This window comes from Bacteroides sp. 41_26 (assembly GCF_949740115.1).
Classification (GTDB): Bacteria; Bacteroidota; Bacteroidia; order Bacteroidales; family Bacteroidaceae; genus Bacteroides; species Bacteroides nordii.
The window spans coordinates 58,259-74,440 of record NZ_CATJGZ010000052.1; the positions used below are offsets into that span (position 1 = coordinate 58,259).

Consider the following 16,182-nt stretch of genomic DNA (forward strand, 5'->3'; position numbering starts at 1 on the left):
ACTAAGTAACTTCTCTAATTATTTTCAACAATAATTTTATAACAATACATTGAAACAAAATTTTAGAAAAAATAAAAAGGCTCCCAACGTATGGAAGCCTTTTTATTAAAGGTGTGTTTTATTCAAATCAATAGCAATCTCAGTACAGCGGCAACCCATATCGCCCATCTACCACCTTTTCCAATTCAGTACTTAACTGTTGTACGCGTTTGGGCTGCTCTTTTGCCAGATTATTCTTTTCACCGACATCCTTTTTCAGATCATACAATTGTGGTTCCATACTGTTACCTAATTCGATATTCACAGTCTTATTATAAGCAGGGCCCTGACCGGGACGAACATATTTCCAACGCCCGTCTGTAATAGAGAGGTTGTTTTGTGCATTCTGCAACACCAGATAGTCACGTCCTTTTTTCTCTTTTCCCATCCAGGCAGCTTTCATTGGACGACTGTCCGGTGCTGCACCTTCGGGAAGAGACTGATTCAGCATCTGGGCAAAGGTAGCAAACCAGTCAATCTGGCAAAGCAATGCGTCGGATACTCCCGGCTTAATCTGTCCCGGCCATCTCCAAATACAGGGAACACGTGTTCCGGCTTCATAAATACTGTATTTACCACCCCGATATTCACCTCCGGGTTTATGATCGCCCAATAGTTCTACGGCCTGATCTTTATAACCGTCATCAACCACAGGACCATTATCACTGGAAATAATGACCAATGTGTTCTTATCCAATCCCAACTCTTCAAGAGTATTCAGAATTTCACCCACACTCCAGTCAAATTCCAATAAACAATCGCCACGAGGCCCCATGCCACTCTTACCTACGAATTGTGCTCCGGGAACACGAGGTACATGAGCATCTTGTGTGGCAAAATAAAGAAAGAAGGGAGCATCTTTGTGCTTTTCAATAAAAGATACGGCTTTCCCGGTCAGTGTTTCGGCTATTTTATCATCTTTCCAAAGTGCCGACTTTCCACCTTTCATAAACCCGATACGGGAAATCCCGTTGACAATGCTCATATCATGCCCGTGCGAAGGGTGCATAACCAACAACTCCGGATTATTCTTACCGGTAGGTTCACCCGGGAAGTTCTTTTTGTAACTCACCTGGATAGGATCGGCAGGATCAATATTGATCACCTGATCGTTTTCTACAAATACACAAGGCACACGATCACCGGTGGCAGCCATAATAAACGAATAGTCAAAACCAATATCATTGGTACCCGGTTTCAAGGGTTTATTCCAATCCTGTTCGCCTCCCTTATCTCCCAGGCCAAGATGCCATTTACCTACCACTCCGGTTGCATAGCCGCTTTGCTTGAACATATCCGGCATAGTATAACGCTCCGGACGGATGATTGAAGCAGCGTCACCATCGGCAATACCTGTTCCGGCTTTACGCCAGGCATATTCGCCCGTAAGCATAGCATAACGGGAAGGTGTACTCGTAGCCGCCGCGCTATGTGCATTGGTGAAACGCACACCTTGAGCAGCAGCACGATCTACATTAGGAGTGTGGATCGTTTTTGCACCATTACAACTGAAATCACCGAAACCAATATCATCGGCATAAATAAAAACGACATTGGGACGCTGAGGTTCGTTATTTTGCGCAACAATCTGTTGAGCCAGACAAGGGGTTAAAACAAGAGGAAGTACAAAATATCTTTTTTCCATAATTAATTAATATTAGATTCCGAAACAAATATCGTCATTTACAAAGAGATTTACATCCTATATCAGTCAATACTTTTTCCGTACAATGAAAAAAAAGACGTTTATGGACATATTGATAGACAAATTTGGAAACAGAGAAAGGTTGTTTTTGATAATCTTGGAAATGGATAAACAAATACTTATCTTTGGACGTTAGATAGTTAACCACTAAAACTATATAAGTTATGAAATTTTTTATCGACACAGCCAATCTGGAGCAGATACGCGAGGCATATGCACTCGGAGTGCTCGACGGAGTTACTACCAATCCTTCGCTCATGGCAAAGGAAGGAATCAAAGGTTCCGAAAATCAACGTAAACATTATGTTGAAATATGCAATATTGTAGGCGGTGATGTAAGTGCGGAAGTGATAGCCACCGATTACGAAGGAATGATTCGCGAAGGTGAAGAACTTGCAGCACTCAATCCGCATATTGTAGTAAAAGTGCCTTGTATTGCCGAAGGTATTAAGGCTATTAAATATTTTACAGAAAAGGGTATCCGTACCAACTGTACACTGGTCTTCTCTACCGGGCAGGCACTATTGGCAGCCAAAGCAGGAGCTACCTACGTATCTCCCTTTGTTGGTCGGCTGGATGATATTTGTGAAGATGGCGTAGGCTTAGTTGCCGAAATCGTACGAATGTACAGATTTTATAACTATAAAACTCAGGTACTGGCTGCTTCGATACGCAGTACAAAAAATATTATGGACTGTGTAGAGGCCGGTGCAGATGTAGCCACTTGTCCGCTAAGCGCCATCAAGGGGTTGCTTAACCATCCATTGACAGATTCCGGACTCAAAAAGTTTCTGGAGGACTATAAAAAGGTAAACGGATAAGAGCCTATTTAAAATTTTCCTCAAAAGTTTTTTCTTCAGCTTCTTTTGAGTTTATTTTCGGTCTGTTTTCCCGTTTTTATTAGCTTCGCACAAAACCTCTTTTGATCATTTCATTAAGGTATAGTCATCACATAGCCCGCTATGCTCCTCATAAAAACAGAAAAACATCCTCAAAAATAACTCTCAAAACAATGCTGAGCAAAATTTAAACAGGCTCTAAAAATCCGGGGTAAACAATTTCCTGAGTCTGCCGTTATACTTATAAAAACAAGATATAACTATGGACTTAGGAAATTGGATGAATAAGATTCTCATCGGATGGGGAGTAGACCCAAAGATAGCTAACACTTTCGATGAGGCTATTATCGCTGTTTTAATGATTTGTATTGCTGTGGGGCTTGATTATCTCTGCCAAAGTATTTTTGTTGGCGGGATGAAGAAGTACACCAAGCACTCTCCGCATGTATGGAATACATTATTGATGAAACGACGTGTATTTCATAACCTCATACATACCATTCCAGGCATATTGATATATGTAATGCTTCCGATGGCTTTCGTCAGAGGAAAAGAGTTACTGCTCATTTCGCAAAAGATATGTGCTATTTACATTATCATGTCTTTGTTGCTCGCTCTGAACGGGGTTCTGCTAATGATACTGGATGTATATACAGAGAAGGCGACAGCGAAAAACCGTCCGATGAAAGGCTTCATCCAAGTATTACAGGTTCTTCTCTTCTTCGTTGGTGGTATTATCATGATTGCTATCCTCGTTAATAAATCTCCTGCCAGCCTGTTTGCCGGATTAGGTGCTTCGGCAGCCATTCTAATGTTGGTATTTAAAGATACAATTCTTGGTTTTGTAGCAGGTATTCAGCTTTCTGCCAACGATATGGTACGTCTGGGCGACTGGATCACTCTCCCTTCAGGAAATGCCAATGGAGTGGTGCAGGAAATCACATTAAATACTGTAAAAATTCAGAATTTCGACAATACGATCTCTACAGTTCCTCCATACAGCTTGGTGAGTAACCCGTTCCAAAACTGGCGTGGAATGGTAGAATCGGGTGGACGGCGTGTTATGAAGAATATCACACTCGACCTCACCACTCTGAAGTTCTGTACCCCGGAAATGCTGGATAACTTTCGGAAAGAGATTCCTTTATTGGCCGACTACCAACCGGAGGAAGGGGTAATACCTACAAACTCACAAGTTTACCGCGTCTACATAGAACGTTATCTATGCAGCCTGCCTGTAGTCAATCAGGACCTGGACCTGATTATCAGCCAGAAAGAAGCAACCGAATATGGTGTACCCATCCAGGTATACTTCTTTTCCCGCAACAAGATATGGAAAGAATATGAACGAATCCAGTCTGATATCTTCGACCATCTGCTCGCAATGGTTCCGAAGTTTGAACTCAAAGTATATCAATATTCAGATTAAGAGGTCCGCTTATGGCTCTCTTTATACTGAGTAGGTGTCTCTCCTGTGTATTGCTTGAACGCTGTACTAAAATAACGTGAGGTAGAGAATCCAGTACGCTCTGCTATCTCTGTAAAGTTGAGGTCAGTAGTAGTAATAAGCTGTATCGCCCTTTCCAGTCTGAACTTATTGATGTAATCATTGGCTCCCATATCCGTCAAGGCTTTCAGCTTATTATACAATGTAGCGCGACTCATATACATCTCTTTACAGAGAAATGCAATATCCAGTACTGAACTATCCAGATTTTCTACAATAACTTTATTCAGCTTCAGAAGGAAAGTTTCATCTGCCTGGCTGAAAGTACTTTCCTCCGGTGCCGGCAATAATCCTGCATTGAGATAACGTACTTTAGTTTGCTCTCTGTTGCGCAAACGACTGCGAATCAGTTCCAACAACATTTCTTCCTCAAACGGTTTGGTCAGATAACCATCTGCGCCAATCTTGTATCCGTGCAACTGACTTTGTTCGTCATCACGTGCAGTGAGCAAAATAACCGGTATATGGCTGATGTCAATATTCTCTTTTATCTGTTTACAGAGTTCATATCCGTTCATACGTGGCATCATCACATCACTGACTACAATGTCGGGCTGGTACTTCCGAACGATTTCCAAAGCCTCTACACCATCTGCAGCAGTATATACTTGCTTGAAGTGTACTTTCATCGTATCTCTCAGGAAATCAATCAAATCCTGATTATCATCTACTACAAGCAATGAATAATCCTTCGTTTGGAAAGTATTTGTTTCTGTATTCTTTTCTTCGTTATCATCCGTTATCAATTCGTTCAGATAGGCTTTGGGCTGACAAATAATCTCTTCTGATACTACCTGAAGCGGAAGTTCAAAGAAAAAAGTGGCACCTGCTGTATCATTGTCTCTGGCACCAATACTACCTCCATGCAACTCTGCCAATATTTTAGAATAAGACAAACCAATGCCCGTACCATTCCTTTCACCACTTCCCTGGTAGAATCGGGTGAAGAGTTTACGTATATTTACCTGCTTCAATCCACAGCCCTGATCGGATACGGAAACGCGAACCGACTGCTCATCCGGCAGAAGTTCCGTTTGAATCAAAATTTCACCACCCTCCGGACTATGTTTTAAGGCATTAATCAATAAATTGGTAAGGATGATCTCACATTTCTCCCTGTCAAAACTAACCACTGTAATCTGTTCATCCAACTGATAGCGTATATGTACGTTCCGTGCTTCTCCTTCACTTATAAAATCGGCAGAAACCTCTAATACCCAATCATTCAACTGCTGTGGGTAGACCTGCAACTTACTGACTCCAACCTCCATTTTTCGTAAATCCAACACCATGTTAAGTAAGTCTCTCATACGCTGTGACTGCCTGTAAATTCCTTTAAGCGGAACATAATTGGAATCTGTAGGTGCCAAAGATTTCAAAATACGATTGAGTGGTGCATGTATCAATGTCAATGGTGTACGGAGCTCATGACTGATATTAATAAGAAAACGTACTTTTTCTTCATACATTTGCTTTTCATGCTCCTTCATCGCCCACTTTAGCTTGTTTTCTTTACGGCGCATAGTGACCAGAAAAACCTGAATAATAACGCCGGATACAAGTAATATACAACATAGGATAAACCACCACGTCTGATACCACGGTGGTAATATGGTCAAGCTCAAAACTTGTTGTAAAGGAGTCCAGTTTCCGTCTTTTGTACTACATGAAGCCATAATCCGATAATCTCCGGGAGGTAACGAACGAATGACTAACTCCGAACTATAGGAATCAATGTACTGGTTATTCAATCCGACAATCTGGTAACGATATATTTTCTGACGGAAAATATCTTTCTCACAAGACATTACACGAACCGCAATAGACTTACTGCTCCAGGATACGGAAATACCGGTGGGATTTGCACTTAACGCATCATTTACCGACTCTCCGTTAATCAGTACATCCGTCAACTGCATTTGTGGATACTCTGAACTTTCTACCGGCAAATTCTTGTCTATCCTCAACAGTCCTCTGATGCCACCCATATAAATATTTCCCCGGGTAGAAATCAATCTGGGTTTAGACAAATATTCGTTTATAAAAACTCCGTCCGACTCACCAAACAGAATAAACCTCTTTTCATTGACAAGCCATGCAAACAACATATTGTCCGCACCTATCCATATTTTACCTCTCTGATCACACATTATGGAGGTGATCTCACCAAAAAGCGAGGTAGGTAAATGATTGTACTGACGGGTTGCCGGGTTATAACTGCTCAACCCCTGGTTGCTGCCAATCCAGAAGACACCGCGTTCGTCCCGTGATACGGCATTGATAAGCGTATCTTTGCCACAGGTATACACCGTATGTAGCTTATTAGTAGAGTGATTTAATACATAAATCCGTCTCAAATCACAAAAATAACTTACATCTGCTTCATGAGCTACCGGAAGAATTGTCCCAACCAAATCACTTCCTTCCTCTTCGATAGCTGCTTCAACCTTTCCGGAAGCGATATCATACCGGTAAATATGAGAGCCAAGCAATAGCACAGAACCCGAAGATACCTGACAAACATTTACTGTCTTCCCACTATACCGGAGCAGATTGTTTATTTCTTCGTTGTCAATGACCAACGGTTTGAGAGTTCCCGTCGATTTGTTAAAGACAAATAATCCTTTGGAGAAAAGAGAAAGTAACAATTCATTAGACGTATAGCCGGTAACAGAGGCAACCTTAGCCTTCCAGGTAGTAGGATAATGCCGGAATTTCTCTGATTCAGGATTTAATCTGTTCAACCCACCTCCATCCGTACCAATCCATATATCATCGGATACAGAATCCTGGTATAAACTAAGAACAGCATTATCACTTAACCCGTCATCATTCCCTGGTACTACATCCGTATAGGTTTTCATCGATATTTCACGAATATTGATCAGACCACCCCGGATACTACCTGCCCACATATTATTATTGACATCATTGTGCAGATATAAAATAGAATTTACAGGCAGGGAATAGCTATTACCGGGAATATGCTCAAGAATAGACATTTCTTTTGATTCGGGATCTAATATATTAATTCCTCCCCCATCGGTCCCTATCCAGAGATGATCATCTCTTTCGGTCATACATAGAACAACATCGTTATTGAGCTGAGAATTCTGAGTTGTATAAGAGGCCAGTAAAGTACCGTCTTTTGAGAAACACCGGATTCCATTATTATAGGGAGCCACCCAAATACGCTGCCGGGAGTCTATCATTATTTCCATAATCTCCTTGCCACAATCAAAAGGAGGAGAAGTTACTTGCCCGGAACGGAGATTAAGCAGTAAGACACCTTGCCAGCGACTGGCACAAAGCAGTGTTTCTGCATCCCACATGCCAATAAACGAAATGGAGAATTGAGTATCGGAAGTAAAATCCTGAAGAAGAGTGAAGGAATCATCTTTATAGCTATAAAAGTAGATTTTATTTCGTGCACCAAACAAGATCCCCTGATTTATTCTACATGAAGCATTAACTATTATATTCTGATTGTTCCGGTTTTTAATAACATCAAAATCATCGCTTTTGCGTCGGTAACGGGCTATTCCTTTATCTGTCATAATCCAAATGTTATGCAGACTGTCCTCCATGATCTGATGAACATGATTATGAGGTAATGAATTGGGATTGTCAGACTGATGTATATAACGTTTTAACTCATGCCCGTCGAAACGCCCCAAACCAGCTTTTGTCCCGATCCATACAAATCCTTTCTTTTCGGCATAAATACACCGCACCGTAGAGGGTAAACCCTCATTTAAGGATATCTGTTTGAAATAATAATGACTGGCTTTCAGATTATTAGAATAAAGAAACAAGCCTATTATCAAACAAAAGAGACGAAAGTTATTAGATATTTTCATAAGTAAGATTCGTATGTGATCAGGGCAAAAATAAACGTTTCTTTCTCTTCTACCAAAAAAAGAGTATTAAAAGAGCGGCCAGTTCGGATCATCCGTATGAGCTTCCAACATGATAGCTTTCAATTCTTCTGCCTTTTCCGGATATTTATTCAGTAGATTATACTTCTCAGAAGGATCTGACGCCAGATTATAAAGTTCATAATATGGCTTTTCACCACGGATATTCATATGCACTAATTTCCACGACCCTTTACGTACCGCCTGACGCCCATTCAGTTCCTGAAACTCGAAATACAGGTATTCATGCTCTTTCTGCCCTTTTCTATTTTCAAGCAAAGGAAGCATGCTCACACCATCCATCTCTTTGATAGCAGCTTTTGGATTCAAAAGCTCTTCAAAAGTAGGCATAAGATCCCAAAAAGAACACATAAAATTTGTTTCCGTACCCGCCTGGATATGTCCCGGCCAGGAAATGATCATAGGAACACGAATTCCTCCCTCATACAAATCGCGCTTATAGCCACGCCAGATACCGTTACTATTAAAGAAATCCGGATCGGCTCCCCCTTCTCTATGAGGCCCGTTATCACTGGCGAAGATAATAATCGTATTATCGTATATTCCTTTATCCTTCAGCTTTTGTACCAATTGACCAACGTATACATCGAGCCGGTAAATCATTGCAGCAAATGTAGCACGGGGATTGAGTTGGGTACAATATCCTCCTTTACGAAATGCAGGACTTCCGGGTTCAAAGCCTTTGTATGGAACCTCCGGAAATTTACCACGAAATTTATTTATAATACTATCTTCGGGTACAATCAGTTCGGCATGTGGAATGATAGTAGGATAAAATAAGAAGAAAGGTTCTTCCTGCTTCCTGTTATCTAAAAAAGAAAGTGCTTTAGAATGAATCAAATCCTGAGAATAGGTTCCTTTGCCATATTCCACTTCCAACACATTATCTTTGAGTTCAATACGTTGATCGTTTTCCCATAAATGATCGGGGTAATAACTATGAGCCAGTAACTGACAGTTATAACCATAAAAATGATCGACACCTTGTTTATTGGGGTCACCTGTGGAACCTACGAATCCCAACCCCCACTTACCAAACGTACCGGTTTCATAACCTGCATCTTTGAATAAATGAAAAATAGTACGGGAGTCTGCCGGTAAAGGAAACTGCCCTTCGGGATTCAATTCCTTATTCCCCCGGATAGCCGTATGACCGCTATGAGTACCTGTCAACAGGCATGATCGTGAAGGAGCACTGACCGTTGTACCGGAATAACATTGCGTGAAACGCATTCCATTCTGAGCTAACAGATCGATATTGGGAGTATCAAATTTTTCTTGCCCGTAACAGCTCAGATCACCATAACCCAGGTCATCAGCCAGAATAAAAACAACATTAGGACGTTGGGAAGTTTTTGATTTCTTTTTCTGTGCAAAGCCCGGTTGAATTCCGGAAAAACCGATAAGTAATACGCTTCCGTATAAAATTTTGTTTCTCATTATGTACTAATATTTAAGATTCTCGTCACAAAGATAAGGTTTTCCATGAAAAGGCTTTTCCATTTTTGTCTTTTGATATGTTCGAATTTGTCTAAAGTCGTCCAATCCGGATTTTATTATCCGTTTTTCAAAGAAAACCTGATACTAAGAAAATAAATCACACGTTATTATTACAATTGAACAATCATCTTTGCTAAATTATTAATCATATTTATATGAAAAAGCTCTATTTATCTATTCTAGCTGCCCTATTCATTGTAGGTGCCCGCGCAGAGAAGCCGGATAACACTCCCTCTCTTTCCATCTGGTTTGATACTCCCAACAACCTTGACGGACGTGCTATCTGGCAAAGAGCCGATGGTAAAGGTGAAAACCCGGATAAAGCCTGGGAAACAAGTTCACTGCCTTTGGGAAATGGTAGTCTTGGAGCCAACATTATGGGTTCTATTGCTGCCGAACGTATTACATTAAACGAAAAGACCCTATGGAAGGGTGGACCAAATACTTCCGGCGGAGCAGACTATTATTGGAATGTAAATAAACAATCGGCACCAATATTAAGAGAAATACGCCAGGCATTCACAGATGGTGACCAAAAACGGGCAGAGATACTGACCCGTAAAAATTTTAATGGTCTGGCAGCTTATGAAGAAAAGGACGAGACTCCCTTCCGTTTCGGCTCGTTCACTACCATGGGAGAGGTATATGTGGAAACCGGATTAAGTGAAATCGGCATGAGTGATTACAAACGTATTTTGTCATTGGATTCAGCCATGGCAACAGTCTGTTTCCTTAAAGACGGAATTCAATATCAAAGAAACTATTTTATCTCTTATCCGGACAGTGTGATGGTGATGAGATTTACCGCGGACAAACCGGGAATGCAAAATCTCACATTCAGCTACAGCCCCAATACTGAGGCACAAGGAAAGATAGAAGCAGATGGAACAAACGGTCTTTACTACGCCGGAAAGCTAAATAACAATCAAATGAAGTTTGCGCTTCGGTTCCGCGCCATAAACAAAGGAGGAACAGTAAGAGTTGAAAACGGAAAACTCGTGATAAAAGATGCAAACGAAGTTGTGTTTCTACTCACAGCCGATACGGATTATAAAATGAACTATAACCCGGACTTCAACACTCCGGAAACGTATGTGGGAAATAACCCGTCAGAAACTACCCGGAACATGATGAAGCAAGTGGAAGCAAAGACTTACGAAGCACTTTACCTTCGCCACCAAAATGACTATACTGCACTCTTCAACCGTGTAAAATTGAGCCTGAACCCTCAAGTGCCCATTGCAGACCTGCCTACTGATCAACGGCTGAAGCACTATCGCCAGGGAACTCCGGACTATTATTTAGAACAACTTTATTATCAATACGGACGTTATCTGCTAATAGCCAGTTCACGTCCCGGAAATATGCCGGCAAACCTGCAAGGCATATGGCACAATAACCTGGATGGCCCATGGAGAGTAGATTATCATAACAACATTAACATCCAGATGAACTACTGGCCTGCCTGCTCCACCAATCTGGACGAATGCATGTTACCTTTAATTGACTTTATACGTGGATTAGTGAAACCCGGAGAAAAAACAGCAAAAGCGTATTTTAATGCGCGTGGGTGGACGGCTTCTATTTCTGCAAATATCTTTGGATTCACCGCTCCCCTATCCAGTGAACAGATGGAGTGGAACTTCAACCCAATGGCCGGTCCCTGGCTGGCTACACACATTTGGGAATATTATGATTATACGCGTGACAAAAAATTTCTTTCAGAAATAGGATATCCATTGATAAAAAGTAGTGCACAGTTCACTGCTGACTACTTGTGGCATAAACCGGATGGAACATATACAGCAACCCCTTCTACTTCTCCAGAACATGGTCCGGTGGATCAGGGGGCTACCTTCGTACATGCGGTCGTACGGGAAATCCTTTTAGATGCCATTTCAGCAAGTAAGATATTAGGAGTAGACGCAAAAGAACGCAAACAATGGGAAAATATATTAAAGAACCTGGCTCCTTATCAGATTGGACGATACGGACAACTGATGGAGTGGTCAGTAGATATTGATGATCCTAACGACAAGCACCGCCACGTTAACCACTTATTCGGGTTACACCCGGGACATACTCTATCTCCCATTACAACTCCGGAATTGGCTCAGGCTGCCAAGGTGGTATTGCAACACCGGGGTGACGGTGCTACCGGTTGGAGTATGGGATGGAAGTTAAATCAATGGGCAAGGTTACAAGATGGAAATCACGCCTATATGTTATTCGGAAATTTATTAAAGAACGGAACTTTGGACAATTTGTGGGATACCCATGCTCCCTTCCAGATTGATGGAAACTTCGGAGGGACAGCAGGCATTACAGAGATGTTGTTACAAAGCCATATGGGATTTATTCAATTGTTGCCGGCACTTCCTGATGCCTGGAAAGAAGGTTCAATCAATGGCATTTGTGCCAAAGGTAATTTTGAAGTCTCTATCGCCTGGGAAAATAACCAACTAAAAGAAGCAACTGTCACATCAAAAGCCGGGGCACCTTGTACTATTAAATATGGTGACCAAACTCTCTCATTCAAAACTCAGAAAGGACAGAGCTACAAAATTGTAGGAGAAGGGGGGAAAATTAGGAGGGAGTGATGAGTGAAGTGATGAGTGATGAGTGATGAGTGATGAGTGGCTGCGCTATTATGCCGCATGGCACTAATCACTCATCACTAATCACTCATCACTATTTATCACGCTATCGTCACCGCCGGATCAAGATAAACATCCTGAATGGCATTCAATAATTCGACACCTTTATTCATCGGTTTCTGGAAAGCTTTACGTCCACTAATCAGCCCCATACCTCCGGCGCGTTTATTAACAACAGCTGTAACTACGGCATCTCTTAAATCGGAAGAGCCATGAGATTCTCCACCGGAATTTATTAATCCAACGCGTCCCATATAGCCATTGGCTACCTGATAACGGCAAAGATCAATAGGATGTTCCGAAGCTAACTGTGTATACATACGTTCGTCTGTTTTACCAAAACCAATAGCAGTAAAGCCACCATTGTTTACAGGAAGTTTCTGTTTTACAATATCAGCTTTGATAGTCACACCAAGACGGTCAGCCTGTCCGGTAAGGTCAGCAGCAGCATGATAATCCACACCATCTTTCTTGAAATCGCTATTACGCAAATAACACCACAAGATAGTTGCCATACCTAATTCATGGGCGTAATCAAACGCTTCGGCTATCTCCACCAATTGACGGCGGCTCTGCTCAGAACCAAAATAAATAGTAGCACCTACAGCTACAGCCCCCATTTCCCACGCTTCTTTCACAGTGCCAAACAGTACCTGATCATACGTAGTAGGATAACTTAACAACTCGTTATGATTCAACTTCACCACAAAAGGAATCTTATGTGCATACTTACGTGCCACAGCACCCAATATACCAAAGGTAGAAGCTACGGCGTTACATCCTCCTTCAATAGCCAGTTTCACAATGTTCTCCGGATCGAAATAAATCGGATTCGGAGCAAAAGAAGCTCCCGCTGTATGTTCAATATCCTGATCAACAGGAAGAATAGAAACATAACCGGTATTGGCCAGACGACCATGTCCGAGAATCGTTTGTAAACTACGTAAAGTCTGTATATTACGGTCAGAATCTATCCAAATACGATCAATCGTTTCGGAAGAAGGGATATGAATCATCGATTTATCTATAGTCTTGCAAGTATGGTCAAGGTAATATGCAGCCTTGTCACCCAATAAATCTGTTATTTTACTCATAATGTTGTTTTTTAAAATTAATAAAACCAGTAGTTGAAAGTTAGTATCCCAACTACTTTTTCTTGCCCTGATTAGCCACTGCTTCCATCAGTTTTTTTATCTCTTCAGGATCACCCAGAAAATAATCATTCACCAGATTGAGATCATCGTCGAACTCGAAAACATAAGGCACTGCTGTCGGAAGATTTAAATTCACAATATCTTCATCAGAGATATGTTTCAGATGTTTGATAATCCCCCGTAAACTGTTTCCATGAGCTACAACAAGTAACTGATCAGCAGTTTTCAGATTTGGAAAAATGATACACTTCCAGTAAGGCATAATACGCTCAATGGTTTCTTTAAGAGACTCCGTACGGGGTAATTCGGTATCAGGAACTTCCTTATAACGATTTTCAAAACGAGGATTGCGCGAATCATCTTCTGCCAAAGCATGAGGAGCCACATCATAGCTACGACGCCAGACCAATACTTGTTCATCACCATATTTAGCAGCTGTTTCGGCTTTGTTCAATCCTTGCAATGCACCATAATGTTTCTCATTCAAGCGCCAGGTTTTCTCCACCGGAATCCAGTCCTGATCCAACTTATCTAATGCGCAATTCAATGTTTTCACTGCCCGTTTAAGATAAGAAGTGTAGGCTTTATCAAAATTAAAACCATTTTCTTTCAACAACTCACCTGCTCTGTTGGCTTCAGTAATACCTTTCTCTGTAAGATCTACATCTGTCCATCCAGTGAAACGATTCTCTTTATTCCACGCACTTTCTCCGTGGCGAAGCAAAACTATTTTTTTCATCTGTCATTACTCCTTTCTATTTTAGTATACAACACTTTTAGCAAGAGCAAAGTTCACAATAAGAGATAAAGTTGTCAATACCCAAAAATACTGATTTATTATTCTCTTTCTCAATTCAAATGCGTATTTTTACAGCGTTAAAAAATACCGAATAAAAAGATACCACTTTGAATACAAACAAACAGTCAGACAGCGAATTTATCTTTAAACTGATGAACAAAGCAAATATGGGATGGTGGGAAGCCGATTTAAAAACAGAAAGTTATGTCTGCTCCGAATTCATTTCCAACTTACTAGGACTCGACAGTGACGGAATCATCAGTTTTGAAGATTTCAACAAACGCATTTTAAAAGAAGACCAAAATCATACCAGTCCACTTTCTTCCATTGAAATACAGCAAACGATTGAAGAAGTATATCTTCTTAATACCCCCAAAGGCAGTGTGTGGATACGTAGTAAAAAATGTTTTGAGGAGACTGATGAAGAGGGGAATACAAAAATATATGGTATCGCCGAGGCACAAGACGGGCCTAATATGACTACTGCCTATCAGGCACTAAAGTATAGCGAACGCATTCTGCATAATATTTATAAAAATCTTCCGGTAGGAATCGAACTATACAATAAAGAGGGTTATCTGATAGACCTCAATAAGAAGGAGTTAGATTTATTTCATATCCCCGATAAACAGCATGTTCTGGGAGTTAATATTTTCGATAATCCCATCTTTCCGGAAGAGATAAAAGAAAAAGTAAGAAATCATGAAGACGCTGATGTTACATATCGCTACGACTTCTCCAAATTGAATGGATATTATAAATCTCTGCAAACTCAAGGTACAATAGATTTAATGACAAAGGTTACTACTTTGTATGATAATAACGGGAGTCCCACCAACTTCCTGTTAATCAATGCAGATAAGACCGAAGATACAATGGCATATAATAAAATCCAGGAGTTTAAAAGCTTTTTTGATCTTGTGGGCGATTATGCCAAAGTAGGTTATGCACATTTTGACGGACTAAGCCGGGACGGCTACGCACTCAAAAGCTGGTTTCGGAATGTAGGAGAAAAAGAAGGTACGCCACTAACACAAATTATCGGTATCCATTCTCATTTTCATCCTGAAGACCGTGCCGTAATGATCAACTTCCTTGATGATGTAGTGAAAGGTACTGCTTCAAAACTATGCCGGGATGTCCGTATTCGCCGGGAAGACGGACATTACACATGGACACGCGTGAATGTTCTTGTCAGGAATTATCGTCCACAGGATAATATCATTGAAATGTTATGCATTAACTTTGATATTACCGAGCTCAAAGAAACTGAAATGAAACTTACTAAGGCCAAAGAAAAAGCAGAAGAGTCTGACCATCTGAAATCAGCCTTCCTTGCCAATATGAGCCACGAAATACGTACACCTCTAAATGCAATTATAGGTTTTTCAAGTTTACTGCAAGAAGCTACCAGTCCGGAAGAAAAAAAACAATATGTAGACATCATAGAAGAGAACAACCGACTACTATTACAGTTAATTTCAGATATTCTTGACCTCTCCAAAATAGAATCGGGTACCGTTGAAATGTGTCCGGGAAAAATGGAAATACGACAACTCTGTACGGATCTGATAAGTACATTGCGAATCAGGGCTGAAGAGAATGTAGAATTACGTATCGCCCCAAACTTACCGAAACTACACATTATAAGTGACAAAAACAGGATACATCAGGTATTAATGAATTTCGTAACCAACGCTATGAAATTCACCTCTGAGGGAAGTATTACTTTAGGATATGAAATTCATGAGAAAGAAGTAAAGTTCTATGTAATAGATACAGGCATCGGAATTGAACCGGAAAAACAAGAAGAAGTATTCGAACGTTTCGTTAAACTCAACTATTTTATTCCGGGTACTGGTTTAGGACTTTCTATCTGTCAAAGCATTGCCACACAATTGGGTGGTAAAATTGGTCTTGAATCAGAACCGGGTAAAGGCTCCTGTTTTTGGTTCACTCACCCATTAAACTAAATAACGCTCGTCATATTTTAGTGGATAGAGGTTGCAAATGTCCATCATACCTGAAAGAAGGTAAACATTGC

The 16,182-nt window shown here is 40.8% G+C and carries 9 protein-coding genes; 4 read left to right on the forward strand and 5 right to left on the reverse strand.

Features of this window, described 5'->3' with window-relative positions; all coding sequences use genetic code 11:
• Window positions 1-139 precede the first annotated feature (139 nt).
• Window positions 140-1,684, reverse strand: coding sequence for a sulfatase family protein (locus QX565_RS03670; protein ID WP_195448894.1), 1,545 nt, complete (start codon window positions 1,682-1,684; stop codon window positions 140-142).
• Window positions 1,685-1,908: 224 nt separating this feature from the next.
• Between QX565_RS03670 and fsa the strand changes: the two genes are divergently transcribed.
• Window positions 1,909-2,565 (forward strand): fructose-6-phosphate aldolase, encoded by a 657-nt coding sequence (fsa, locus tag QX565_RS03675; protein WP_289291326.1) that lies wholly within the window; start codon window positions 1,909-1,911, stop codon window positions 2,563-2,565.
• A 280-nt stretch (window positions 2,566-2,845) separates the two neighbouring features.
• Complete coding sequence (locus tag QX565_RS03680; protein ID WP_007486414.1) at window positions 2,846-4,012, forward strand: mechanosensitive ion channel family protein; 1,167 nt, start codon at window positions 2,846-2,848, stop codon at window positions 4,010-4,012.
• On the opposite strand, the gene QX565_RS03685 is transcribed toward QX565_RS03680, so the two are convergent.
• Both QX565_RS03685 and QX565_RS03690 read right to left on the reverse strand, forming a co-directional pair.
• Window positions 4,009-7,950: a response regulator gene (locus QX565_RS03685; protein ID WP_289291329.1), complete on the reverse strand. Its 3,942-nt coding sequence runs from the start codon at window positions 7,948-7,950 to the stop codon at window positions 4,009-4,011. The two genes, QX565_RS03680 and QX565_RS03685, sit on opposite strands and share 4 nt — an antisense overlap.
• 66 nt (window positions 7,951-8,016) lie before the next feature.
• Window positions 8,017-9,468: an arylsulfatase gene (locus QX565_RS03690; protein WP_221649803.1), complete on the reverse strand. Its 1,452-nt coding sequence runs from the start codon at window positions 9,466-9,468 to the stop codon at window positions 8,017-8,019.
• Window positions 9,469-9,683: 215 nt separating this feature from the next.
• Here QX565_RS03690 and QX565_RS03695 point away from each other — a divergent pair, with 215 nt between their 5' ends.
• Entirely contained in the window at window positions 9,684-12,128 is a 2,445-nt protein-coding gene (locus tag QX565_RS03695; RefSeq protein ID WP_289291331.1) for a glycoside hydrolase family 95 protein, read from the forward strand.
• 98 nt (window positions 12,129-12,226) lie between these two features.
• On the opposite strand, the gene QX565_RS03700 is transcribed toward QX565_RS03695, so the two are convergent.
• Both QX565_RS03700 and gpmA read right to left on the reverse strand, forming a co-directional pair.
• Complete coding sequence (locus QX565_RS03700; RefSeq protein WP_007486405.1) at window positions 12,227-13,279, reverse strand: class I fructose-bisphosphate aldolase; 1,053 nt, start codon at window positions 13,277-13,279, stop codon at window positions 12,227-12,229.
• A gap of 52 nt (window positions 13,280-13,331) precedes the next feature.
• Window positions 13,332-14,078, reverse strand: a complete 747-nt coding sequence (gpmA, locus tag QX565_RS03705; RefSeq protein WP_289291334.1) for a 2,3-diphosphoglycerate-dependent phosphoglycerate mutase — start codon at window positions 14,076-14,078, stop codon at window positions 13,332-13,334.
• A gap of 212 nt (window positions 14,079-14,290) precedes the next feature.
• On the opposite strand from gpmA, the gene QX565_RS03710 reads away from it, so the two are divergent.
• Complete coding sequence (locus QX565_RS03710; protein ID WP_289291426.1) at window positions 14,291-16,111, forward strand: PAS domain-containing sensor histidine kinase; 1,821 nt, start codon at window positions 14,291-14,293, stop codon at window positions 16,109-16,111.
• Window positions 16,112-16,182 lie beyond the last annotated feature (71 nt).